The organism is Cupriavidus sp. 01L45, from assembly GCF_056399885.1.
Window position 1 is genome coordinate 122689 of record NZ_JBFTSG010000008.1, and the last position, 24774, is coordinate 147462.

At 59.2% G+C, this 24774-nt stretch carries 19 protein-coding genes and 1 riboswitch; of the genes, 10 read left to right on the plus strand and 9 right to left on the minus strand.

Features of this window, described 5'->3' with window-relative positions:
• Positions 1-166: 166 nt before the first annotated feature.
• The gene (locus AC1DT6_RS07770) at positions 167-1090 is read right to left on the minus strand and encodes a LysR substrate-binding domain-containing protein (RefSeq protein WP_477114582.1); all 924 of its coding nucleotides are present in this window, start codon (positions 1088-1090) and stop codon (positions 167-169) included.
• Between the two features lie 90 nt (positions 1091-1180).
• Positions 1181-2503, minus strand: a complete 1323-nt coding sequence (locus tag AC1DT6_RS07775; protein ID WP_441629757.1) for a D-amino acid dehydrogenase — start codon at positions 2501-2503, stop codon at positions 1181-1183.
• 48 nt (positions 2504-2551) lie between these two features.
• Positions 2552-2678, minus strand: a riboswitch (glycine riboswitch).
• Between the two features lie 784 nt (positions 2679-3462).
• Here AC1DT6_RS07775 and zorA point away from each other — a divergent pair.
• Genes zorA through AC1DT6_RS07795 form a run of 4 tightly spaced genes read left to right on the plus strand, consistent with a single transcriptional unit; the run spans position 3463 to position 11759 of the window.
• A complete protein-coding gene (gene zorA, locus AC1DT6_RS07780) occupies positions 3463-5466 on the plus strand; it encodes an anti-phage ZorAB system protein ZorA (RefSeq protein WP_477114583.1) in 2004 nt (667 codons plus the stop codon).
• Position 5467: 1 nt separating this feature from the next.
• Positions 5468-6175: an OmpA/MotB family protein gene (locus AC1DT6_RS07785; RefSeq protein ID WP_441629759.1), complete on the plus strand. Its 708-nt coding sequence runs from the start codon at positions 5468-5470 to the stop codon at positions 6173-6175.
• A complete protein-coding gene (locus AC1DT6_RS07790; RefSeq protein WP_441629760.1) occupies positions 6169-7890 on the plus strand; it encodes an EH signature domain-containing protein in 1722 nt (573 codons plus the stop codon). The genes AC1DT6_RS07785 and AC1DT6_RS07790 overlap by 7 nt, the downstream gene beginning before the upstream one ends.
• Positions 7890-11759: an SNF2-related protein gene (locus AC1DT6_RS07795; RefSeq protein ID WP_441629761.1), complete on the plus strand. Its 3870-nt coding sequence runs from the start codon at positions 7890-7892 to the stop codon at positions 11757-11759. The genes AC1DT6_RS07790 and AC1DT6_RS07795 overlap by 1 nt, the downstream gene beginning before the upstream one ends.
• Positions 11760-12001: 242 nt before the next feature.
• Here AC1DT6_RS07795 and AC1DT6_RS07800 read toward each other — a convergent pair whose 3' ends face one another.
• Together AC1DT6_RS07800 and AC1DT6_RS07805 are read right to left on the minus strand one after the other, a co-directional pair.
• Positions 12002-14011, minus strand: coding sequence for a hypothetical protein (locus AC1DT6_RS07800; RefSeq protein WP_441629762.1), 2010 nt, complete (start codon positions 14009-14011; stop codon positions 12002-12004).
• Positions 14012-14405: 394 nt separating this feature from the next.
• Complete coding sequence (locus AC1DT6_RS07805; RefSeq protein ID WP_441629763.1) at positions 14406-14666, minus strand: helix-turn-helix domain-containing protein; 261 nt, start codon at positions 14664-14666, stop codon at positions 14406-14408.
• A 657-nt stretch (positions 14667-15323) separates the two neighbouring features.
• On the opposite strand from AC1DT6_RS07805, the gene AC1DT6_RS07810 reads away from it, so the two are divergent.
• Both AC1DT6_RS07810 and AC1DT6_RS07815 read left to right on the plus strand, forming a co-directional pair.
• Positions 15324-15821 (plus strand): HAD domain-containing protein, encoded by a 498-nt coding sequence (locus tag AC1DT6_RS07810; RefSeq protein ID WP_441629764.1) that lies wholly within the window; start codon positions 15324-15326, stop codon positions 15819-15821.
• The gene (locus AC1DT6_RS07815) at positions 15808-17580 is read left to right on the plus strand and encodes a metallophosphoesterase family protein (protein ID WP_441629765.1); all 1773 of its coding nucleotides are present in this window, start codon (positions 15808-15810) and stop codon (positions 17578-17580) included. The genes AC1DT6_RS07810 and AC1DT6_RS07815 overlap by 14 nt, the downstream gene beginning before the upstream one ends.
• 451 nt (positions 17581-18031) lie before the next feature.
• Here AC1DT6_RS07815 and AC1DT6_RS07820 read toward each other — a convergent pair whose 3' ends face one another.
• Positions 18032-18727 (minus strand): VIT1/CCC1 transporter family protein, encoded by a 696-nt coding sequence (locus AC1DT6_RS07820; RefSeq protein ID WP_441629766.1) that lies wholly within the window; start codon positions 18725-18727, stop codon positions 18032-18034.
• Between the two features lie 301 nt (positions 18728-19028).
• On the opposite strand from AC1DT6_RS07820, the gene AC1DT6_RS07825 reads away from it, so the two are divergent.
• Together AC1DT6_RS07825 and AC1DT6_RS07830 are read left to right on the plus strand one after the other, a co-directional pair.
• On the plus strand, positions 19029-19352 hold the full coding sequence (locus AC1DT6_RS07825; protein WP_441629767.1) for an H-NS histone family protein: 324 nt from the start codon (positions 19029-19031) through the stop codon (positions 19350-19352).
• Positions 19353-19534: 182 nt separating this feature from the next.
• Positions 19535-19975: a GNAT family N-acetyltransferase gene (locus tag AC1DT6_RS07830; protein WP_477102888.1), complete on the plus strand. Its 441-nt coding sequence runs from the start codon at positions 19535-19537 to the stop codon at positions 19973-19975.
• A gap of 222 nt (positions 19976-20197) precedes the next feature.
• On the opposite strand, the gene AC1DT6_RS07835 is transcribed toward AC1DT6_RS07830, so the two are convergent.
• From AC1DT6_RS07835 to AC1DT6_RS07850, 4 genes are all read right to left on the minus strand, one after another.
• Positions 20198-20569, minus strand: coding sequence for a PHA-granule associated protein 4 (locus AC1DT6_RS07835; RefSeq protein WP_441629771.1), 372 nt, complete (start codon positions 20567-20569; stop codon positions 20198-20200).
• A 210-nt stretch (positions 20570-20779) separates the two neighbouring features.
• On the minus strand, positions 20780-21151 hold the full coding sequence (locus tag AC1DT6_RS07840) for a PHA-granule associated protein 4 (RefSeq protein WP_441629773.1): 372 nt from the start codon (positions 21149-21151) through the stop codon (positions 20780-20782).
• 871 nt (positions 21152-22022) lie between these two features.
• Positions 22023-22364, minus strand: a complete 342-nt coding sequence (locus AC1DT6_RS07845; RefSeq protein WP_441629775.1) for a hypothetical protein — start codon at positions 22362-22364, stop codon at positions 22023-22025.
• A gap of 382 nt (positions 22365-22746) precedes the next feature.
• A complete protein-coding gene (locus AC1DT6_RS07850; RefSeq protein ID WP_477114584.1) occupies positions 22747-22950 on the minus strand; it encodes a cold-shock protein in 204 nt (67 codons plus the stop codon).
• A 511-nt stretch (positions 22951-23461) separates the two neighbouring features.
• Between AC1DT6_RS07850 and AC1DT6_RS07855 the strand changes: the two genes are divergently transcribed.
• Positions 23462-23623: a hypothetical protein gene (locus AC1DT6_RS07855; protein WP_441629779.1), complete on the plus strand. Its 162-nt coding sequence runs from the start codon at positions 23462-23464 to the stop codon at positions 23621-23623.
• Between the two features lie 560 nt (positions 23624-24183).
• The gene (locus tag AC1DT6_RS07860) at positions 24184-24423 is read left to right on the plus strand and encodes a DUF2442 domain-containing protein (protein ID WP_441629781.1); all 240 of its coding nucleotides are present in this window, start codon (positions 24184-24186) and stop codon (positions 24421-24423) included.
• The last annotated feature ends 351 nt before the right edge of the window (positions 24424-24774 follow it).

The following is a 24774-nucleotide window of genomic DNA, read 5'->3' on the forward strand; positions in this document are numbered from 1 at the left end:
TGAGGATCGGGAATAGGCGGGGATAGGCGGAAATGGGCGGGAACAAGCGGGCATGGGCGCCAGCCATCGGGAATGGCGGGCGATGCTCAAAGGGGGGAGGGGTGCCGCGCAAGCCGGCGGGGGGCAGCTTACGCGCGTCCATGCAACGGCGCAGGCGCAGGCCAGTTCAGGGGGCGGCCGCGCCGCCCGGGGCCGGGGAGTTGCCGGAAAGCGCTTCCAGCATGGCGTCGTGCAGGCGAGCCGCGGCCCAGGTCAGTACGTGCCGGTCGCGCGTGACCAGGGAGATGGCGCGCTCGGGCACCGGCTCTTCCACCTCGATGAAGTCCATATTGTCCGTGACGAACTTGCTGCCGCGCGATTCGCTGGAAAGCAGGATCAGGGTATCCGCCTTCCAGCACAGTTCCAGCGCCAGTCCCATGGAAGTGCACTCGATCACGCGCGCGGGGGGCRCCAGGCCATTGCCCGCGAACAATTGGTGAAAGGGCGAACTGGTGTCGGAGAGCGGGTCCAGCACCAGCCAGTCTGCCTGCTGCAGCAAGCGCACCGAGCGGGCCGCGCGCAGCGGGTGCCCGCGCCGCCCGGCAATGATGGTCGGCAGGCGGCAGGCCTGGGTGCAATCCAGCCCGCGGTCTGCCGGCAGCAACTGGGAGGTCACGGCAAAGTCCATGGTGCCCTCGCGCAGGTGCTCCAGCAACTGCGTCGGCCGCATCTCCTGCACGCGCAGGCGCGCGTTGGGAAACTCGCGCCGGAAGGTGCTCAGGCAGGCCGCCATCGGCCGCATCACCGCCGTGACCGGCGTCACGCCAACCGTGATCTCGCTGACCACGCTGCCCATCATGTCTTCCAGGTCCTCGCGCGCGCGCCGCACGTTCTCGCTGATCAGCCGGGCATGCGTGACCAGCCGCTGGCCATGGGGGGTAAGGCGCACGCCCTTGCTCGAACGCACGAACAAGGTGGCGCCTACGCTGCTCTCCAGTTCCTTGATGGCCTTGCTCAGCGCGGGCTGCGTCAGGTGAAGGATGCGGGAGGCTTCCTGGATGCTGCCGGTGTCGGCGATGGCGGCCAGGGCGCGCAGCTGGTTAAGCTTCATGGGGAGCCTGCGGAGTCGTGGACGCACATGTTAAAGGCAAAGCGCCCGGCGCAGGTGGCCGGGCGCGGTAACGAACGCCGCAGTTCGCGCTCAGTGTGCCGTCACGCCGGCCGGGCTTGCCGCCGCGGCAAGCGCGCGTGGGCCCTTGTGCGCCGGCAGCTCGCCGCTGAAGGCAAAGTCCACTTCCGGCACATAACCGCTGATGATGTCGGCAATGGCGCGGCCCGAGCCGCAGCCGTGCGTCCAGCCCAGCGTGCCGTGGCCGGTGTTGAGGTAGAGGCCGTCGATCCCGCTGGCACCGATATACGGCACGTTGCCCGGCGTGGCCGGGCGCAGGCCCGTCCAGAAGCGCGCCAGTTCAGGACGGCTCATGTCCGGGAACACGTCCAGCGTGCGTTTGACGATGGCGTCGCAGCGCACCGGGTTCAGGTCCATCGCATAGCCATTGAGCTCGGCGGTGCCCGCTACGCGCAGGCGGTCGCCAAAGCGCGAGAACACCAGCTTGTACTCGTCGTCGGTCAGGCTCACGCTGGGCGCGCGCGCGGGGTCGAGTACCGGCAGCGTCACCGAGTAGCCCTTGGCCGGATAGATATCCAGCTTCACCCCCAGCGGGCGCGCCAGCATCGGGCTGAAGCTGCCCAGCGCAAGCACATAGGCATCGGCGCTTTCGATCTGGTAGCCGCCGGTTTCATCGGCGATCTCCACGCCGCGCATCCTGCCGCCATCGGCATGCAGGCGCTGCACCCGCACGCCGTAGCGGAAGCGCACGCCAAGCGCCTCGCACTTGGCCGCCAGCTCGGTGGTGAAGCGGTGCACGTCGCCGGATTCGTCCTCGCTGGTATAGGTGGCGCCAGCCAGGCGCGGCGCGATATTGGACAGCGCCGGTTCCAGGCGTACGACTTCGTCGGGCCCGATCACGCGGCGCTCGCAGCCCAGTTCGCGCATGATGCGCGCCGGCTCGATGGCCGCGTCGAATTCCTTCTGGCTGGTGTAGAAATGCAGGATGCCGCGCGTCAGGTGGTCATACTCGATGCCGGTTTCCTCGCGCAGGGCCTGCAGGCTGGCGCGGCTGTATGTGCCCAGGTTGAGCAACTGGATCATATTGTGGGTGGAGCGCTTAGCCGTGCACTCGCGCAGGAACTTCAGTCCCCACGACCATTGCGCCGGGTCGGCGCGCAGGCGGAACAGCAGGGGCGCATCCTCCCGGCCCAGCCAGCGCAGCATCTTCAGCGGCGCGGCCGGGTTGGCCCACGGCTCGGCATGGCTGACCGAGATCTGGCCGCCGTTGCCAAAACTGGTTTCCCGGGCGGCGCCCGCGTTGCGCTCCAGCACCACCACCTCATGCCCGGCCTTGGCCAGGTACCACGCAGAAGCGACGCCGATCACGCCGGCTCCCATCACGATGACTTTCATTCTTCAGGCTCCGGACAGCAAAAAGGGGCAGACAGGCCATCTGGCCTGTCTGCCCCCACTGTCCTTTTGCCTGAGAGATTCGCCGCACCCACCACGGGTGCCGGCTTGCCCCTTCGGCGGCCGCATGCCGCGCCACGCTTGGTGGTCCGGTCCGGCGCTCTCCAGTTTTATCGGTTTCCAGTCTTCTGCACCTGAGCGTTTCAGGGGTACGCCTTCGGTAGAGGGGGTAATCCGGTGGTAGCCAGACCGCCTCATTCTCCTGGAAGCCGCACCATAGCACGCGTGGCAGGGAGACTGCAAGGGCAGTATAGGGGCCCGGCAGCGGCGGCGCCAGCCCGCCGCGGGGCCGCGCGCTGTAGCAGCGTTCTGTAGCAGTCCGGCCGGCCCAATTTGGGAGCCGGCGCAGCGGTGACGGGCGTCCGGCGCTCGTCACCGCGCGTTGCCACACCCGGGCCAGCGAGGGTTTGGTGATGCGGTTCGTCGCAACGGCGGGGGCGCTCTCGAGTCAGTGTGCCGTCATGGCCAGCATGGGGTCCCGCCGGGTGCACCGCGACGAGGCGAGCGTGGGCTCGTCGCGCCGTCTGGCGGAGCGGCCTACCGGCACGGGTCGCGGCGTTCGTTCACGGTGCGTACACGGTCGATACGTGCCAGCGCTGCCGCCCATCTGTGTGCGCGGAAACACACTGCGCTTCCGGTTACACATTGTAACCTTTGGTAACACGTGATGTAATGTGTATTGTAAAACGCCATACACATTCCGTTATGAGTTCAGAGAAATCTGTCGGCATCAGCTTCCGCGTGACGCCTCACTTCAAAGCCCTCCTTGAGGCAGCCGCACAGCGGGAGAAGCGCAGCCTCACCAATATGCTCGAGGTGGTACTGGCCGACTACTGTCAGCGCCATGGCATCGGCGGGGAGTCTTCAACTCGCCAAGAAACGACGGCAGTGGGGAGGGGGCGATGAGTGGACTGCAGACGTTTCTGGCGGGCAYCAGCCCCACCTTGGGCCAGTTGGGCGGCTTACCCCTCGGCGTCTTTGTGCTGGTTGTCCTGCTGACCGGAGCGTTTCTGGTCGGCTACGGGATACGTGGCATACCCTTGTGGTGGCGCCTGCGCGCATCCGTCCGCCGCATCGAACTGTTGCGCAAGGCTGGCAGCAGCGTCCGTCCTGATGACCTTGCCGATATTTTTCGCTGGGCGCCTGTCAAGCATTTGTGGGCGGAGTACAGCCACACGCTTCATGAGTTGAAGAAGGCGTCGAACGGGGAGTTGAGCGTGGTGGAGGTGCGAGCCACGGTGCCGGCAGAAGCGTTCTTCACCCGGGAAGTGCTTGTGGACAGTCGCCTGTTCGACGATTTCACGCGCCATCTGCCGGGTGTTCTTACTGGGCTCGGCATCATCGGCACCTTTGCGGGCCTATTGGATGGGCTGGGGAAATTTGACCCCTCTTCCACTGCCGCCGCCGTGTCGGGGCTGAAGCCGTTGATGGCGGGGGTGCAGCACGCCTTTGTGGCGTCCGCTGCTGCAATCGGTTGCGCGATGGGCGTGACCTTCGCCAGCAGGCTTGTCCTGGCCTGCCTCTACCAGTTGGTCGAGCGTCTGAACCAGGCTATCGATGCGTTGTATGAGACGGGGGCGGGGGAAGAATATCTGTCTCGGCTGGTGCAATCGTCCGAGCGCAATGAGGCACATACCGCGCAGCTTAAGGATGCGTTGGTCGAAGACATGACCAAGTTGATGAACAACCTGGTCGACCGTCAAATTCAGGCTCAGCAGGAAGCTTCCCGACTGCTGGGCGACCGTATCGGAGAGACCATCTCCGGGTCTCTGGCTGCGCCGATTCAACGGATGACGGACGCGATGGAGCAGACCCACCGCGGCAACGGCGAAGCGGTCACGGGGATGTTGGAGACCATGCTGTCCGGGTTTATGGCGAAGCTGGAGGATACATTCGGCGGCCAGATGCGCGGCATCAATGAGCAAATGCAGCGGTCCATGGACGCAATGACTGCCGTCCAGTCATCGCTTCAAAGCCTTTTGTCGGATATTAAGACCACCAATGAACACGCCGCCAGCCAGATGAGTGGCACGCTGGAAGAGGCGATGAAGAAGGCGGCTGATAATCAGCAGGTTCTCACGGACCAGATGCGGCAGTTTGTCCAGGAGTTCCGGAGCCTGGTCAGCGATGAGCAGGAAAAGTCGAAGCGCGCGATGGATGACGCGGTCATGAAGGTGCTGGGGGAGGTTGCCGCCGGCATGGAGCGCATGGAGGGCTTCCGCAAGGCGGCCGCAGCCGAGGAGACGAGTCGCAATCAACAGCTGAGTGACCAGACCAACCAGCTCGTCGGGGGGCTCACAACGCAGGTGGATGGTCTGCTCAAGTCCGTCGCCGACCAGGTCACCAAGACGCAACACAATATTGATGCCCTGGGCAACGTATCCTTGCGCGCTATCGACGGCATGAATCAGGGCGCCTTGACCCTGAGTGCCGCAGCCCAGCGTTTTGAGTCTGCAGGAAGTGCTGTAAGTGGCGTGTTTGACCGGTCGACACGGGTGTCGGAGCAGCTGACGTCGGCAGCAAACACGCTGCAGGTGGCGGCAGTGGCGGTCCAGCGTGGATTTGACCAGTACGACTCCACGCGCAGGACCGTCGACGCGCAGGTGGCATCGCTGACCGGCCTAATCGAAGCGGCGAAGAAGGAGGCGGGCGTCTCTAAGGACCTGGTCGAGAGCATTAAGGCCAGCGTGGAAGCGTTGCGGCGAGCCGAGTCCGATAGCCGTACGCATCTGGATAGCGTCAATGATGCCCTTCTGAAGGCGTTCCATGAGTTTGGCATTCAGCTGGTCGGTTCCGTCAAGCAGACCATCGCAGAGACTGACCGTCACCTCTCGCAGGGGACGGGGCACTTGAATGGCGTCGTGCAGGAACTGGCGACCGCAGTTCATCGTATGAGGAAGACGTGAGATGCTCGGCCGGGTAATTCTCAAGCGTGGCGCCAAGGCGGAGGGCGAAAGTCCGTTCTGGATTTCGTTCTCCGACCTGATGACGGCACTCATGACGCTGTTTCTGGTGGTGATGGCGGTGACCCTTGTCGCCGTCACCAAGAACCTGACGGCTGAAGAGGAAGCGAAGATTCAGCGCGAGAAGGATATTCGCGGCGTGATGGCGCAAATCAAGCGAGACTCTGCCCAGAAGAATGTCAACGTCGACGAGTCGACCTACCGTATTGACTTGGGCGACGTCGTACGGTTCGAGAGTGGCGACTACTCCATCAAGCCGGACGCTGCACGCTTCTTGCGTGACTATATTCCAGTGCTATTGAACGCCAAGTCGACCCCGGAAGGGCAGCGATGGATGCGTCGGGTGGTCGTGGAAGGGTTCACGGACCAGGATGGCACGTACCTCTATAACCTTGGCCTGAGTCTCAATCGTAGCCGAAGCGTGGTATGTATGCTGTTTGCTCGCCCCGCGACGGGCGAACGCATTTTGACGGCGTCTCAGCTCCGGCAAGTCCAGGACCTCTTTCTGGTCGGCGGTTATTCCTTCAATTCCATTCGCCAGGACAAGGCGGCCAGCCGCCGCGTGGAGCTAAAGATTGAGTTCTGGGGGGTAGACGAAAAGGGGCCGCCGGCGAACGCGCTCACCAACACCAAGGAGTTCGGACAGTGCTAGCCACGGTGGCGCTAGAGCGCCTGAGGTTCGGGTTGGCCGATGCGCTGGCCTCGATGGACATCTCGGGAGGCAAATTCGGCTTCCCCGAGTATGTCAAACAACAAGCCGCCGAGTCGGAGAAGTTGTTTCAGGGATACAGCCAAGGGGAACGGAACCGAGAGGATGCCTATGCGGCCGCCCGAGCCCTCGTTCGCGGTCAAACGCTCAATGCGTGGCAGCGCGACCTCGCGGCGTCGGCCCTGGCGGAGCCGATTCGTGAGTTGTCGGGCGTCGTGGCGCTTGGCTGTAAGCACTTCCCTGCGCTCCTGGCCTCCTATGAGGTCGAGGCGCAAAACGGCGAGCTGTGGCGGCTTACCTGGCATGGCCTGCTGAGCTCATATTTTTCCTTTGACCCCAGCGCTAGCGTGTCGGATGCGGCGAAGGCCGGCTGGCAACAACTTCGCCTTTTCCTCGAACGGAGCTGGCCCGTCATTGACAGGGGGACGGGCAGCTCGCAGGTTCCCGATTGGGTGGCCGTGCTCCGGAGCGAGTCACAGGTATTGACCGACAAGCCGGCAGACAAATACGCACGTAGCTACCTGATGGGCGACACCGGGCCGGTCGAGAGAATTGCTGCCGACCTCGGCATCCCCCCTTCAAGCTGGTTTTGGCACGCCTTGGTATTGGGGGTCGTTCGCCAAGCCACCGCAACCACGGATGCGGAGTTCAGGCAGCGGATTCCGAGATTGCTGCAGCTGATTCACGATAAGCCGGTGTTTCGGGATGAAGCGGTCGAGTTGATTCTTGTTCGTTACCATGCGTGCAAGGGCGCTTCCCAAGACGAGCGTCTGCGCGACTTTGTGGTGCAACCCTCGGTCTGGAAGAATCCCAAACTGAAATCGGCAGGGATTGCCACGGCCTGGAATCGCGTGCCTGAGCCCGTCTGGCGGATGGTCTTGGGCTGGGTCAACGAGCGCAATCTCAAGGATTTCTTTGACATTCTGGCTGCGCGTAACAAGGCCGATGAAGGGCGACTAGCCTTCTGGTCCAAATACATGAAGCAGATTGACTGGACGCGACTAGTCTTCAGTGCAGACACCATGGCGCTCAAGTCAAGTAATGCTGGAGTTCGCGACCTGATTGCACGGGAAGAGGGCTCCTACGCCAGGTTCACGGGCAAGCAGGATGTTGATGCGTTCATGATGCAGATTGGCTCATTTCTTATTATCGAGTTCAGCAAGAAGCCAAACGCGTGTTACGTGTATGAGGCCACGTCACTCCCGTTCGAGCCCTATAGTCACCACTATGATGGCGGGACAGAAGACTTGGCGGCAGGGTATCGCGAGGGGTGTGCGGCGCGAATTGTGCATACCCCGGGCTGGCAGCCCCGTGCGGACGACAAATTGAGAACCATTGGCATCCGGCCCGATGCGCCAGCAAGCCAACCGCATGCCACCGCTGCATCGTCGAGTCGAAGCGCAGGCGCTTCCTCCTCGCGAGGGACACAGACCGCTAGCACCACGGCAGGGAGTGGTCGCGGCGGACCAGATATGTTGCTAGTGCGTGGTCTCGTCAGCCGATTCCCGGGGGCACGGATTGATGACAGACGGAGTACAAATGGTGGGCGGCTGTGGGTGAATGACGACCTGCAGAATGCCCAGCTCGCTGCCGGACTCAAGGCGTTTGGCTTCCGGTGGGCGAATAAGAGCCAAGCCTGGTATTTTCCGGAGAGTTGATGGGACTGTTCGATTTCTTCAAGCGCACCTCAGGCTCGACACCTGATAGGCCGGTACTCAATACAACGTGGACCCAGGATGGCGTCAATGTTGTGTTCGCGAAGCCGCTTGACGAGCCAACCTTGGAGGCGTTGCTGGCTGCGGTTGACCGAGCGGGCCCCGGCGAGTCAGTTCTCGCGGCCTATTTGGCTCAGTTGATAGCCGAGGAGCAGTGCAGCCTCGACATCAATGGCGTGCAGATTGGGTGGGAGGCCGCCTATGGGCTGCTGCGCTCCGCGGAGCATCAAGGCGCGATTCAACTGTTAGGGCTGCCGCCAATTGGTCCGCTGCGACCCATTCTGGGTTGTACCGGGACACTCTCGGAGCCGGAATTCGAGATTGTGGTGACCGGATGGGCCGATGGGAGTCGCGGCGTGAAGCCCAACCGCGTCGAAGGCGCCGTCGTAGAAATTGGCGATGTACCACAGCTACTGTCAGCGGACGCGTGGGCTACGGTCGCCGAGGTCGATGCCTTTCGACGGCGACCGGGCGACAAACGGAATCAGCACGACAATGAGCTCGCGTGGGGTCGTATCCGGGGATGCGCGGACAAGGCCGGCGCGCTTTACGCGACACCTTACCTCGAAACCACTTACGTGCTGACGCCACAGACACTACGGCTCCCATTGGCCAAATCGGAAACGCCGTTTGGCCGTGTGCTGACGGTAGCGCCGACGTTCGATGGCGCCCCCGACGGGTGGCTGAATGCCTTCGATGGGTTCAATGGGGTGCAACCCCATTATGACCTGACCCGAGGTGCCGGACGGGTGCGCGTGGTTGTCGCGGACCCGGTACGCCAGGTGCTGGAGGTCATCAAACGCGAGATGCCGGGAAGACGCGTGGCCGGCGCCAAAGCAGAGAAATTCATACATAACCCTTGGGCTTACCTTGGTGAAAGTGCCCATGAAGTCCTGAACGAGGACGACTTCGAACTCGACCGGGCAGGGGCCGGTGCGCTGGCCGCGGTATTTGGCATTGTGGGCCGCATCGAGGACGCGCGTTTGAATTCCGTGGACCTCTGCGTGACGGAGCATTTTGCCGGGGGCGCGGCCCGTACCGAGCGGCAGTCATTTGCCACGCCAGATGAGCTCGACGCGTTTAACGCAGCACTGCGTGCAGCCCTCGAGCACGACCGCGAGCGTTTCGCCTGGGAGGAGTATGACCTCACCGTCGATGCGGAATCGACGCTTCAGTTGGAGCAAGGTCAACAGTTGGCGCACCTGTGGCGCACGCAGCCGGCCGAGCAGATATCGTTCGACGACGTCTACGAACTGGACGGGTACAGCAGCCGCATCGAGGGGATTGGGGAAGCCAAGCCCATTTACGTGCCAGTCTTCCAGGCGCCGTCGAACAAGCGTGAGGGGGAGGACGGTTGGACGCCTTCGGACCTGACCCCCATGGTCCGTGTGACGTTGCAAGGCCACGAGGGGGATGTCGTCATCCCGCTGAGCAAGCAATGGGTCGAAGGGTTTGACGTGCAGGTAGGCGAAGCCGAAAAGGATGGGCAGGCTTCGGTGCGCAATCCCGACCTCCCGACCGCTGTCGCGACCGCGCAGGCCAGAACGTTGGTCGAGAGTTTCAAGAGCATGCTTGGGGCTCAGGAGAGAGTCAAAGGAGAGGCTGCCACCGGCGCCAAAGAGACGCGCGGTGCGCGGCAGACCCTGCTGGTTAAGACCAATTTTCATGGTGTTGACTACGTTGAGGTGCGCAAGGCCTCCCTGGCACTTCCGGCGGACGCCGAGGCGCAACTCCCGCGCTCAATGCGACCCACAGTTGGATTGAAGCAACATCAAAGGAAAGGCGTGGCCTGGTTCCAGCACCTTGTGTCGAAGGCGCCTCACGAGTGCCGCGGGGCCCTTCTGGCGGATGATATGGGCTTGGGAAAGACGCTGCAGCTCCTGTCCCTGCTTGGCTGGTATTACGAACAGCGACCTCAGTCTGCGCCGTCGGTCATCTTTGCCCCCAAGAGCCTCCTGGAAAATTGGGCGAATGAGGCGGCAAAGTTCTTCACGCCGTCATTCCCCGAGGTGCTGGTGCTGTATGGGGAGGCACTAAAGGCAAGGCGGCAACCGCTAGGTCTCATCGATGTTCAGCTCCAACAACAGGGCATTGTTGAGTTGCTGAAGCCAAACTGGGCGGGGTCCGCAAAGGTTATTGTCACCACGTATGAGGTGCTGACCTCGTATGAGTTTTCGTTCGCGAAACAGCCGTTTGCAATGGTCATTTGCGACGAGGCGCAACGTATCAAGACGCCGGGGACCCGGGTCACCTTGGCCGCGAAGAAGCTGAAGGCTGATTTCCGCATCGCGTGTACCGGCACGCCGGTGGAGAACTCCCTCGCGGATTTGTGGTGCCTATTCGACTTCGTTCAGCCCGGCCTCCTGGGGGCGCTGGAGGAGTTCGGCAAGACCTATCGCCGCCCGATTGAGTGCAAGACGGAGGATGAGGCACAGGCTCTCGGGTATCTCCAATCCACGATTGCGCCGCAGACGCTCCGACGAACCAAGGCCGATATTGCGGACGAACTCCCGCGTAAGTTCTTTGCGAAGAAGGCGGCGACAGGAACGGAAGTGGAGTTCAAATCGACTCTTGAAGAGCACGAGCGTCTTGATATAGGCATGTCTGAGCATCAACGCATCCTCTACAAGGGGGGGCTGAAGAAGCTGCAGGATGCGACCCAGGAATCGGATGGACGCAAGCGAGCAAGGCTCTCCTTCGGTGCACTTCATCTCATGAAAGCCGTTTGCGCCGAACCCTATTGTCTGCCTGGGACGAAGTTCCTGATGGATAAGAGCGGTCGTGATGCGCACCTGGGGAACTCGCCCAAGCTGCGTTGGTTGCTCGAGCGGTTGGAAGGCGTCCGGCGGGCCGGCGAGAAGGCAATCGTCTTTACCGAGCTACGCGAAGTTCAAGCGGCCCTGTTCTATTTCCTGCGTGAATCCTTTGGCATCAAGCCCATCACCATTAATGGTGATTCACAGGGGAGACAGGCCTTGCTCAACAAGTTTGCGCAGACCGGGGGGTTCGACGTCATCATTCTTTCGACTTTGGCGGCGGGGGCCGGCCTGAATGTCACTGCCGCTAACCATGTATTCCACTTCACCCGGGCGTGGAATCCAGCGAAGGAGTCGCAGGCGACCGACCGCGCTTTCCGTATCGGGCAAGAGCGTGATGTCTTCGTGTATTGCCCGACGGTCGTGGCGGATGACTTTGACACATTCGAAGTTCGCCTTGACCAACTGCTGAAGCGGAAAGCGGGACTCGCGGGTTCCACGCTAGACCAGGGGGAACTGGTGACCATGTTGAACGGCACCGGCGGAGATGCGACCTTTAGCGAGCTCGTAAGCAGTGCCGGGGAAGGCGCCGCTGTGCCAAAGCGCTACCTCACCATGGACGATGTCGACCGGATGGACGGTTTCAGCTTTGAGGTCTTATGTTGTTTGCTCTGGGGGAAATCTGGATATCAGTCAGTAGTCACACCGAAGCGGCGTGGTGACGGTGGTATCGACGTCGTAGCCTTGCGAGGGCGTGAAGGGGTGCTCCTTCAATGCAAGAGTTCTATCAACGACCAGGTCGGATGGGATGCCATCAAAGAGGTAACAGCGGGCGCCGCCAAATACCAAGCGCAATATGCGGGCACAAAATTCCGCAAGATAGCCGTTACCAATCAGGCATTTACCAGCGGTGCGGTCAGCCAAGCCGAAGCCAACCACGTTGAACTGGTTACCCGGCAACGGCTGGCAGAGCTACTCGGTGCCAATCCGGTGACGAACTTTGAGTTCGACGAGTGTCTGATGGCATGGTCGCCGATTGTGGCGGAGGCAGCTTAATGCCGAGAAGCAGTGAGGCATGGAGAAGAACTTGGTAGACTGGGCAGGGACTCTTTACCCGTATTGTTGCGAGTACCGTCGGCAGAGGCTAGGCTCTGGGGGGAGAATTGGGGGCGCAGAGAAGCCGCCCCCAGCTTTTCACCTATTTCGATTGAGATGCACCACCGGAGGACAAGCCGCAGGCCCCGATTGATGCCTGCGGAACATAGGGGCGAGCATTCGTACGTTGTGCAAAGCGTCTCCTAGGTGGTGATGGCTTGTAGATGCGCTTCGTAGCGCCCGAATGAATCGTCCTGTCTCAAGTGCGCGTACACCGCTAGCACGGTCTCGAGCTTGTCATGCAGCAATTGAGCAACGGTGGGGTAATCATGAGGGTGCTTGCACAGGTAATCCGTGGCGACAAGGTGACGCACGGCGTGGGGGCCGAAGCCGGGGCAATGCGGAATCAGTCGGCGAGTTAGCTTCAAGACTTGCTGGTTAAGTCCTTCCCATTTTTCTGAGGTCTGACTACTCGGGAATACCCACGCAGCGAGAGGCTGTTTGTGCAGCAACCGGGGTCGGAATTCGTCCAGGTAATCGACAATGCGGTTGGCCATTGCGCGCGGCAACGGAGCATCGTAGTTCTTGTGTGCTGCACCCTTTTCATTTTTGAAATCTGCAGCGATGAACCGCAACCGCCATTGACCATCCTGTCGGCGATATAGGTTGCCGGACTGGTCATCCCGGTACTGCATCAGCATAAAATTGCGTGCTCGCAGCGGGTTGGCGAGGAGCATCGAAAGCAGTAGTGCGTCGCGCTTAAATACGCTCTCCTGGCGGCTGCCAGATGGAGCCGCGTCAGCGGCTTGGTCTAGGGCTTCGATGGCGCGTAGAACTGGCGCCAATGGCTCTTGCAGCATCATTAGACCGCGCAGCGGGTCCTGGGGGTCGCGAGATACTTGTGTGGCCGATTTTTTCCAAACACCGCACAGCTTAAAAGTCTGTTCGCACATTGTTTCCCACTGACGCCCCGCCTGAGCGACAGTGACCTTGCAAGCGAATGCCGGTTGCTGTGCCAGATAGCCGGTGCGTGGATGGGTCAGACAAGCGACAAGTGCTGCGAATTGGCTTTGGCCCCAATGGATGAGCCCGTCGGACCGTGACGTCATAAACTCTAAATACGCATCGACGGCTTCTGGTACTGCCAACCAGGCAAGTGACTGTGCCTCGGCGGATGCCAGGCCCCACCCACCCGTGGAGGTGGGTAGCGCGAGAAATCCGAAGAATGCGCGTAGTCGCCCCAGCGTCATCGCGGCCGCAGGAGACCCTTGTCCATGGTGATAGGCCAGTTGAGGTAAGCTGGCACCAATCTTGGTTGCTGGAAGTAGGCGCCATACGCCCCTGCCCGAGCGCTCGATTTTTGGGAACTTAGTAACTTTGTAGTCAAAGAGCGCCGTCCATTCCGACACAAAGTCCGAAGTCATCGTATCGAAGCGCGAGAGATAAGGATTTTTTGTATTGCGCCGTTGACGTTCGCGAAAGGCAATGCTTGGGGTAGTTGCAGTTGATTGACCCGCATCAGCTGTGCGCAGTTCGGCGACGGCGCCGCAAAGACGGTCCGGCTCCAGTCCCAACGCTTGCTCGAGTCGTCGCACGGATGGCAACGCTCGGATGTTCGGAACGGCCCCCTTTAGCCAGCGGTGAATCGCCGATACGGATGTGCCGCAACGCTTGGCGATACTCGTAGGCGATTCGTGTATAGCCGCGACCGCTAGGCGGAGCGTTTGATGAAAGCCGGATGGAGGCGTTTCGGCTGCCGTGGCTGCCGTGGCAGTCGAGGCCATGGTGTGTTCAGCCTCCAGCATGTTGAAACTGTCCCGCCAAGCGCGCAAATGACTTCTGCGGTCGGCTTTCGTATGAGCGCTTAGTTGCAGCGAATCCCCATATGACGTCAGGTGCGCATCGAACTGTGTGCGCAATTCTCGACCGATACGACTATCGGCTGATTTCCCTAAGGACGTCAGAAACGAGTGCAGGGTGGAGAGGTGATTGCGATAGGTCTGGGTGGTGGCGTCGGGACCTTCCGTGTCTGAGGGGGTGCGGGGGTGCAGGCGGCGACGGTGAAAAGTGATTAAATCAGCATACGTATAGGTCATCGTGGTACCGTTTGAGGCGCACGAGTATCGTCGAATCTTTCCTATACATACGTTATGACGCAGATGCTTGCGATAACGTGATAATCCTAACGTATTGATTTCTATGTGAAATTTCATGATATCGCCTACCTTTTGCTTGGGAAGCAGGTGCTCGACGATTCGTTATGTCTCCTGAGTTGACGACACCCGTGGCAAGTTGGGGTGTCATATCTAGCGCAGCTGTTTACAAATCAGCTGCTCTACGATTCGTTATGTGTCCTGAGATGGTTGACGACACCCGTAGCAAGTTGGGATGCCATATGTAGTGCAGCCGTTTATATGTCTGGTGCGAAGCATCCAGTTGCCCGTGGAGCGCGGGCGGAATTTCGCGACCTCCTCCCGGACTGTGTCGCAAGCCAGCGCCGTTGGCCGCTAGCGCCTGCACCTGCTTCCCTGAACCGAAAGGCTTCGTTGCTAGAAAGCAACGTTGGCTGTCTATTGGGAGCGAATCCGAGTCGGTGGACAGACAGTACTAGTCGTGGGGCTTGCTCTGCGCAGCTGGTACGGGTGCGAGAACGTCTACGACGTCGACTCCAAGCGCCACGGCAAATGACACAAGGTTGTCGAGTGACACATTGACCAATAGGCGCTCGACTTGGCTCACGTACGTGCGATGCAATCCCGCACGGTCGCCCAGGTCTTCCTGCGACATGCTTTTCTCTTTCCTTAACCGTTTTAGATTCTCTGACAGTCGCTTGCGGGCTGTCTGCTGTGCTTGGGTCAGTTCGGGCATACGCACCGGAGCATGGCCTAATGAAGCACATGAATCTACAGTGTATGAATCTACAGAGTTTACATCTACAGAGTTTAAATCTACACTGCGGTCCTTTATGAGCGACTCCGTCCCCCCAAGGGGTACCGAATCTTCTTGGCGGAGTGGAGTTTCAGCATTCGCCCATCCTATGGATTGGGGCGACTGAAGCTAAGAAGTTCAAACAGAACAAACAGGACAGAAAGTGAGAAGTGCAAGTGTTACCTATGCCCCTGCGACAACGCGAGCAGTGCTCGCCCGCTTTGGCGTTTCACTCGAGGCGAGCGTTAGTAAGGAGCGTATCAAGTTGTCGCCGCACGAGCTTCCAGGGGAGGTCGAGTGGCGGGTGGATTTACTACATTGGTACGTACAGAAGCTCGTGTTCGACTTGATTTGGCTCCCAATGGAAGAACAGCCCGCATATCTAGGGCGGTTGCAGGATGTGCTGGTTACTGATTGCCAACTTCATCATCTGGAGGCCCAGTTGGTGGCGGAACTCGCCGATTCCAGTCTGAAAAGCTTGGAGGGCCGGCTAAGGCAAAATGCACAGGGTCAACGGCGTCTCCTCGAGCGCATGCACACCTCATGGGACGTTCTCCAGGACCGATACACGAGTCTCGTATTGTCCTCCGTACGCAGATGACCCCGAAGCGCAGAGTCCTATTTCTAGACTTTGATGGCGTTCTGCATCCGGTGTCTTCGCTCACCGGATTCGCCATGCGCATGTCGCTGCGTGATGCAATCAAGCATGGGCGGCTCTTTCGGTGGACGTGGGTGCTTGAAGAGATTCTCGAAGAGACGGACGTGAGCATCGTCGTTTCTAGCTCCTGGCGCTTTCTTCTTTCGAGGACTCAAATATTTGAGTATCTCGGTCCGCTAGCACGAAGGTATTGCGGGGTGACTAATATCGAGATGTCCCGGTGGCAGGGAATTCAGTATGCTGTAAATCAGATTGGACTGAACGATGACGATTGGCTTGTCCTAGACGACCATGCAAGTCAATTTCCTTACCCGCTGCCCCGGCAGCTCGTACTCTGCAATCCGGAGAGCGGTGTGTGGGAGCCACGCGTGCGTGAGCGTGTACGCGCGTGGTCTGTCGGCAAACAGCCAGGAGTTGAGCAGAGTGATGACGAGTGAAAGGCAATTGAGAAGTGATGCGCAAGCGGATGTCGATGACGTGGCGTCATGGTCTCTGGTCTGGGGCGAGCGACCTCCACGTCTTCACGTGCTCTCCGATGTTCATCTTGAAACGGGGCCGTATCAGATTCCGCATGGACTTGAATTCGACATCTTGGTGGCAGCCGGGGACATCGGGCCTGTCGAACTGGCGGTCCCGTGGCTCGCTGGACTAGGAGTGCCGATTGTCTACGTGCTCGGCAACCACGAAGCGTGGGACCGCGATATCGGCTCGATTGTGGAAGCAGCGCGTAATCTGGCGCGCGGCACGGATGTACACGTGTTGGAGCAAGAATCCGTAGTCATCGGCGGTGTGCGTTTTCTCGGTGCGACCCTGTGGACAGATTTTGGTGAATGGCATCCCGCGTTGGTGCAGTCAGCGGCAACGCATATGCAAGACTATCGCTACATAAGCGCGACGGAGTGGTATCAGCAAAGTGGGAATGCGGACGCTGTTCGTGGTCTGCTCACCTCGGCCGAATTGCCAGGCCTTGAACCCAAAGGGTCCACTGAAGGAACTATTGCATTCTCACCGGCAATCGCTTACTGCATTCACAAGAAGACAGTTGCATGGTTGGAGGATGAGCTATCAGAGTCATTTTCGGGGCCAACTATTGTTGTCACCCACCACGCGCCTAGCCGACGATGCTTATCTAGTTTCGGGGTTGACGAAGGTGTATTGAATCCGAGCAATTGGTCCGATATGCGGCATCATCCGGACTTCGTTCGGGTGGGTGCGTACGCAAGCGCTCTCGAGCCCTTACTTGCAGAGCATAGGACGAAGATTGCGGCATGGGTACACGGTCATCTTCACATGCATGCCGACCTTCTGGTGGAAGGCGTGCGCGTAACGTCGAACGCTCGCGGTTATGCTCTCGGCGTAATCACAGAAAGGGACATTACCGAGGCTCGCTGGCTGGGTCTCCGACTGACGCGCAAGGATGTTGAGCAGAGCGAGTTGCGATACAGAAATAACCCGTTTTTGGGGGATGGGAAAGACTTTGACCCAAGCTTTGTGCTCGACCTGTCAACAGGTTTTCACGCCCCGCTTACGTCTGCGCTTGAGGAAGTCGTCGCCGAAGTGGAAGCGATTATCTCTGATTGCAAGAAGCTGCTTCCATATATCAATATCGAGCTTGATGTACCCCGTTACGCAGTCCGCCGAGCTTTTGCGGACAATATTCATCGAGCCGAAATAGTGCTGGATAAGGTCGCATCCGGCCCGGCTCTGGCGCTAGACAAACATGCTGGAAAGACTCTAAGCATTATTGAGACGCCGCCGCACCTACCAGCGCTTGCTTCATTCAACAACGGACATGTTGAGCCATCAGCAGAGAAAATGTATGCCAGAGTGCTAGCAAACTTGGAGAGCTGGCGTCTGTGGCTTATGGATATTCCAAGCGCAGCTTCAGTTGCGCAGAAGCGTTGGTGTCAAGTCGCGCTGTCGGCCCTGACCTGGTGTCAAGGACGCGGAACTGTAGCTGACTTGCTGCGTCCGAAATGGAGAGGGGCATTTGAACTCGCAGAGTGTCAGCATATAACACTGGTAACTGATGAGCCGGACGAGTCCGATATGTATCTCGCCTTAGACAAATACTTGGTAGATAGTGGCTACAGAGGTTTCGTGCCCATGATTGAAGCCAGGGACGCACTAAACGCTGCAGATAGAAATCGCCTTCTCACCGGTTCCGACTTGCGGGCAATCTGCGGCGACATTTGATGGGCGTTCATGGGGACAGAGTCGGCGATGCGGAGCTTGCCTGGAACTTCTAGGCTCCGTACAACAAGAATTCCCAGCGTAGCAAGGAGAACGACATGCCCACGGATGTTACGCAACTCCCGGCCGAGCTTGCCGCCCAGCTTGGGGTGAGCGCAGAGCTTGCTCAAAGCATCACTTGCGCCATCGGGGCGTTCTGCTCGCAGGGTCCTGCTACGGTCGATGCTGTCGTGAATTGTCCGGATGCGGTACTTGGTGGCCTTATCAAGACCGGCGTAGCTACGGCCAGGATGGAACCATCGCTAGCGCAAATTCCCTGATGTTTGAGGCGCGGAGGAATAGCCGGTTGCTGGCGCTGAAGCGGGACTTCAACGAAGCATTCCCGCTTTTATTTCCGGAGCTGCGTACGCGGATTGCGTGAACCCGACGGGGACATCTGTCCGATTGCGGCGCTTCAGACTACGGCGCCAAACAACGTGCCAACACCTGACGACACACCCATTGCCAAAGCACTCCAGAACACTACGCGGATAACGCCTGGGCCGACTTTCGCGCCGCCCGTTTTTGCGGCCAGACCGCCCAAGAAGGCAAGTGATGCCAAGGCAGAGATGACTATGGCTGGAATCAAGGCCGATTCGGGAGCTAGTGCGGCAACTGCAGCCGGCAGGGCGGCGCCCACCGAAAAGCTGCAGGCAGAAGCCAACGCTGCTTGCAACGGCTTGGCGGAGGTCACTTTCGAGATGCCTAGCTCATCGCGTGCATGGGTGCCAAGCGCGTCGTGGGCCATCAGCCTTTCGGCAACCTGCTTAGCAAGCGGATAATCCAGGCCACGACGCATATAGATTGCAATCAATTCTTGTTGCTCGCGCGGAAAATCGGCATCGAGTTCGGCCTGCTCTTCAATCAAAGCTGCCTCTTCAGTATCTGCCTGCGAAGAGACAGATACGTATTCCCCTGTCGCCATCGACATGGCCCCAGCCACCAACCCCGCTACGGCCGTGAGCACGATATTTCCATGGGCGGTGTGTGCTGATGCCACGCCGATAACGAGGCTTGCCGTCGATATGATGCCGTCATTGGCTCCGAGCACGGCAGCGCGCAACCAGCCGATGGTTTCGAGACGATGTTGTTCCTTATGTAGCCTAGCCATATGCCCTCAACATTAGACGTGTTGACGCGCCATCCCATGTCGGTAGCCGCCCAGAGCCGCCTGTTAGCCCGGTGGCGCTGTCAGGATAGTGTATTTCATTCGTCTAGGGCGGCACCGTCCATCAGCCATCTGCGCACTCATGGTATCGAACGTGCGCCGGTAGTCCCCTTTCTGGGGTCCTATAAGAGCGAGGCGGCGGTTTGGCCGTCAGATGCGAAGCTTCGTCACCGCTATCGATTGATAGTCGCGATATTTAACGACCTCAGGTACGATGGCTCCAATATCAACCCAAGGAGACAGCATGGCTACCTACAAGCAATTGCTGGCAGAGAAGGAAAAGCTGGAGACCCAGCTCGCCGAAGTTCGTCAAAGCGAGGTCGCTGGCGTCATTGAGAAAATCCAGGCTTTGATGGCAGAGTACGAGTTGACGGCCGACGACATTGCACAGAAACGTCGCCGTGGACGCCCTGCGGCTGGTAGCACGCCTAAGGCTCCGGCTAAGGAGAAGGCCTCGCTGCCGCCAAAGTATGTGGACCCCAAGACTGGCGCCACCTGGACTGGACGTGGTCGGGCACCGGCTTGGCTCGGGAAGAATCGCGACAAGTTTCTGATTCCAGAGGCGTGAGCGGGAGCGCGGGCATCCGTAGGCTAAGTAGAGATTTCTTGGTCTACGCTGGCACCGCATTGTCCCGCGCATTCCATTTGCCTGACGCAAGTGTTAGCCTAGAAGCCGACACTTTTGGGTGTTACATCTATGTGTTTCCCTGCCGTATTCAGCTCGCAATATGACACGAGGAGATGCCGGAGATGATGAGAGGTGTGGAGATTCGAGCGGCAGGAGAGGCAGACCGGTCCGCTATCGTGGATGTTCTCGAGTGTTGTAGCTTGCCTAACGACGCCGTCGACCAGGGGTCGCGCTTCTTTCATATCGCCGTATTAAGCGAACGGGTGGTGGGTTGTGCTTGTGCTGAGCAATACGGAGAGACAGTTGTCGTGCGGTCCGTCGGCGTGCTCCATGAATACCGAGGTCATCAAATTGCAACCCATCTTGTCGGCAGCGTGCTGACGCGTGCTCGCTCAGATGGCTGTACTAAGGCAGTGCTCATCACTGCTGGGCGGCTCGGTCTCCGTAATCACTGCGATTTTTCGCTTGCCGAGCTTGAATCGATGCCTGAGGAAGTAAGGCTGTCCAAGACGTTCATGCGACGATTCGACGGGTGCAGGAAACTGAAAATCGCCACCGACTAGCGTTGCGCAGGTCGGTGCTAATGTCTAGCTGGAAAACTGCGCGCTAAATTGCACGACGTCGACGAGCTGGCACGCAAAGCCAAGCCGGCTTCGAAGCCGATGGCGGCATTGCCTCTGAATGCCATGACCAAAGTCAGGCACTAGATGGCCTCGCATTCTGCGTGCGCATTGAAACTGGAATGGCCAGCAGGTACAGCTCGTGGCGCCGGCTGGCGTCTTCGCTCACTCCCAGACAAGCGTGGCTTCCTTGAGTAGGTGGCCACCCAAGATGTAATCACCATGCTCGATGGCACGTGCCTCCAGCTCCGTCAGGAGCGCGTCGGTCATCAAGGTTAGGTCGAAGAGGCAATAGAGGTGCCGCTGCCTGAAGGTATTCTTCGGTGCTCGCAGTCCCTGAGCCAGGGCTTCTGGAGTGCGCACGGCGATATGTTCAAGGGTCCTGAACTGAACGGCGACGCCGTACTTTTGCCCAACCCTTCCAAGTTCGAGGGCATCTTCCCAACCGGCCTCATAGTCCAGGTCAACCGTTCCAGTCACCTGTGACAATATCTGTTCAAGCGCATTGGCTCGATTGTGCGCAACATGGACGGTCACGGCGAAATCTCGTCTATGGGTCACGTTGCCAAGGAATATAGCGGGAAAGCCAAGTCACGACAACCAGAAGTGCAGACGCGAAGCACTCGGACGCTATGGCCTCTCCCTGTGGCGCTATGCTGAACTTGACTGCCTTGAGGCACGACAATTAGCGCCAAGAACTGGGCGCGCAAGTTGTCGATACGGAAGCTCCGCTCAAGCGGAGCCTACTCAGGCCCAAACTGTATCGACCTCCCGCAGTAGATGCCCAGCCAGGATGTAGTCTCCCAGCTTCATTGCCTTTGTCTCCAAGGTCGCCAAGTCCTTGGCTGTCAGTTCGGTCAATGCGAACTGGCAGTAGAGATTTCGTTGTCTGAAGGAGACCTTCGGTCGAATGAGGCCCGCGATAAGTGCAGTGTGGGACCTCACAGCAATGTTCTCGTGCCCGCGATACTCCACGCAGATGCCAGCCTTCTGGCCTAAACGCCCGAGTTCAATTGCATCCTGCCAACCTAACTCGTAATCCAGTTCGACTCGTGCTATCCCTTCTGCCGCCAAGAGCCTAACGGCTTCTCCTTTGGTTCCAGCTCGGGCTGTCGTCATTCCTGTCTCCACTTACATCGTCCGACGTACGGGTCACCGGTCTATTTCTGCATGCTATTGAATTCAACTCAATGCCGTCTGTCCACTTTGTACAATGGCAGGACGCTCGTCACGCGTGCGGCCTTGCTGGAATTCGTTTGCAAGCGCGGAGAGCGGCCCATCTGCCTAAAGTGTTATTTAATTCTGACGTAAAAAAAATCAAAGTCAATATGTACTGGCGACAATGTCATTGTGACCACCCGCGTAACCAACCGGCACTTGACTTCTGCCAGACCATTGAGGGCGAGGCCGCAAGCTTCCAGCTAAGGAAGTATCCGACCCAATTTGGGTTGAGAGGCCGAACGGAGCGTAGGTTGGCATTGAGGGGTCCCCGTCGATGCCAAACGGGGCTCCAGGAAGCCCGCCGCGACTCTTCAATATTGCTTACCGTTGCAATGAATCCCATCGCGCAGCCGTTGGTTGTTGTCAAATGCTACTGTTGGCAACACCCAGAGTGACAAAGCTGTGCCGGCTTACAAATCTGACTTGAAAGTTATTTTGACGCGGTGACGGCAACTTGCGGACTTCAACTTATCGCATCCCGTCCGGTCGGTCGGCGATAAAATTCGGGCATTCTACGGACGTGGGGGGCTCGGGTGACGGGGGTGTAACCCGCGGTGGACTACATGGTCGGTGCTGCGAAGTAGCGCGACGCGCCACCAATACGAAAAACTGACGTGCGGGCGACCAGATTGGTTACGCGACTGGCGGCGAAGAGCCGTGACGGCAGGGGGAAAGCTTTGAGCATTTCCGCGTCGAGGTCGGAGTAAGGCCTCAGCTTTGGGTAGTCCGGGGGCGTGCCACTCGCGGCGAGGAGTGAGGCCTCCCCTGCTTAGGAAGGACGGTGTTGCACCCAAGCAGGGAAGCGCTCATCAGTTTCGTCGGCGGAGATATCTCCAAGGTGCGTGCAGGCATCGGCAGGCAGGGCAATGTGATACTCCTTGCGCCATAGCACTATGACGGTGAACCTGACGACGCGAATACGCACCTCTCTGGGGACGGGATACTCGGAAACGTGCGATGGAAGCACCTCCATGCCAACATGCCGCCGGACCTCACAGGTGAGCATCCCTTTCTCCTCGCGTCGAACCAACTCTTCGCGCGCGAAGTGCAGATGCAAGTATAGGGCGCGCATGACAAGCGCGAATACCAGCAGAACCATGACTGTCAGCACGATGATTCTCCCCAATGAGAACGGATTCCCTTATTTGGGTCAGGCAATTTGCGTGCCATTTCGTTAGCGTTCCACCAGGCCGGTCGTAGTCATGTACTTGCAGCAAACGTTCAGGTCAGGGTCAGTTTGTCTCAGTCACTCATTGTGATTGATAAGACCGGTCCGGGGCATTGGGCTTTGTACGGGTTTTGACGGCCGGAGAAGGGCCTTTACTGCGACGTGTTCGTAGATTATTTGCGGCGCCGCGATTGGCGTATTGGTTGCAGTTGGCTGCTGGCTCGTGTGGATGCGCCGGAGCGGCAGAGTGTTGCCAGAAATAAAAAGGCCCCTCGTCACGGCGAAGGGCCTTTCTTCCATCTCGACTGCCTAGGTGCAACGGCGACTACATCTTGCGAATCTGCGAGGCTTGCAAGCCCTTGGGACCTTGCTTCGGCTCAAATGCCACCTTGGCGCCCTCATCCAGGGACCGATATCCCGTACCCTGGATTTCCGTGTGGTGCGCAAACAAATCCGAGCCACCGCCGTCGGGCGTAATGAACCCAAAGCCCTTTTCGTTGTTGAACCACTTCACAATGCCAGTCGYCATTTCATCCTCGAAGCAACGCGCATGCATACCGCATGCAGAAATAAAAACCCAATCTAGACATAATACTGCACCATGGGAATCTCGCCCTCGATTGCAGGAAAGTCGTCCGAGTCACCAGCATATCCGAGGAAACGCCTTGCAGCCAAGCCGGTCTAGGGTTTACCACTGTAGCGCGCCTTGGGGGCGCTCAAGCTGAAAATGGAGCGACTGCTCGCTACCGCATATCCTAATTTGAGAAAGGAGAAAGCGAACTGAATCAATTCCAGTTGGTCAGCGCCAGCACGTCAGCACCCCTGTCGAGCATCGCGGCCTGCTGAAGCAAGTCAGTAGGGTTTCGGGGCATGGCAAGAGTGCCGGCTAGGGTCAACTTTGCCTGAGCCGCTGCCCGCAGCCTTGCCGCTTCGTGGCGCAGGGCCTCGATGCCAGACGAAACAGTCCAGCGAGTCCTTCTCCCGCTGCGAGCGCCGGGTAGCGACGCGTCGTTCGTGGTCATCGGAGAAACGAGAGCTTGATGCATATTGACCTTCAAATTTTGCTATGCCCGGTTTCGCTTGGCGGTGTCTCGCGAACGGGCGTTCTTTTTTGTTGTGGCAGGCATGCCAGAGTGTTGCTGGCCGGCAGCGGCGATGAACTCGCCGATGACGCTGCAGTAACCGCTCGCGCATTTAACTGAACCCAGATGACAACTCAGTGTCAGGCAAGTGCCGAATAAGACTGATATCACCGGGGTGCGGGTTAACCTTAGCGCTGCGTTATGGGGACTTGCGGGCCGCCTACCATGCCATCGGTGGTGAAGACCGCAATGGCCAAGAGATAAGCCGGAAAAGTCTGGTTAATTCTCAGATTAATAACTCTTAATTCTTCATAGACTGGCGATGTAGTCCTGCTACCACCCGCGTCACCAGCTTCCGGCGACGCGGGTCTTTTTTTGGGGGACGAACGCGCACCCTATGTAGCTCTAACGAAGGTAATGATGAGGGCCGTGAGTGTAAGAGGAAGGCCATCCGAGTGAGAATCCGGGAAATCCCTCCTCGGCCCTGTCCCCCGTTTCGTTGAAGGCTCGTGGTCTCGCGCGCCGCGCGTAGAGCGATGCTCTCCCTGATTCCAAATCGCGCAGGGTGGCATTGTCTGCACAGGGCAGTGTTTCCGATAGGTTTTCAGCCGTGGAGGGGGTGATATCGTGTCATCGAAGGAGTTTGATTTTCTGGCCACATCCGCCTTTGGAGCAATGCCATGGACCCCTGCGCAGTAGCGGTGCACTGTGATGAGGCGAGCTTTACCGTGGACCTTTCAGACGGCCGGAGCCTTCGCGTTCCGCTAGCGTGGCTTCCTCAACTTGCGAAAGTCACTCCGGAACAACGTCAAGCTGTTCGCATTTCGGCGACTGGTCTGCATTGGGACGCCATCGACGAGGACGTCAGCGTCGTGGGGCTGCTCAAGACTCTCGCAAGGTTACCGTGGCAACGTAGGTAGCCCGCCTTGGCCACATACCGGCAAGCAACCACCCAACAGAAAAAGATGCCCTCAGCCGGGTAGACCAAGGGCCAAACGTCCACGAAGAAGTCGGGCAACCCTCGCAGGTCACCCGTGTTCAGTATCTACCACCCCGCACCTGCCCGCAACCTGGGTGCAGAAAGGCAGTAGCACCGCCCATCAGTGCTCGTCTCCTCATGCAGCTCCCTTATTGCCTCTTCTTCTGCAGGCGCGCAGGCGCGCATTGGGTTGGATTTTCCCGCCTGCATGGGCGCAACGGTCTCAGGTCGGCCAAAGATTGCCGCGCAGCAGTTCACACCGGACTGGGGCGTGGTTGCCGCACTGAAGGTC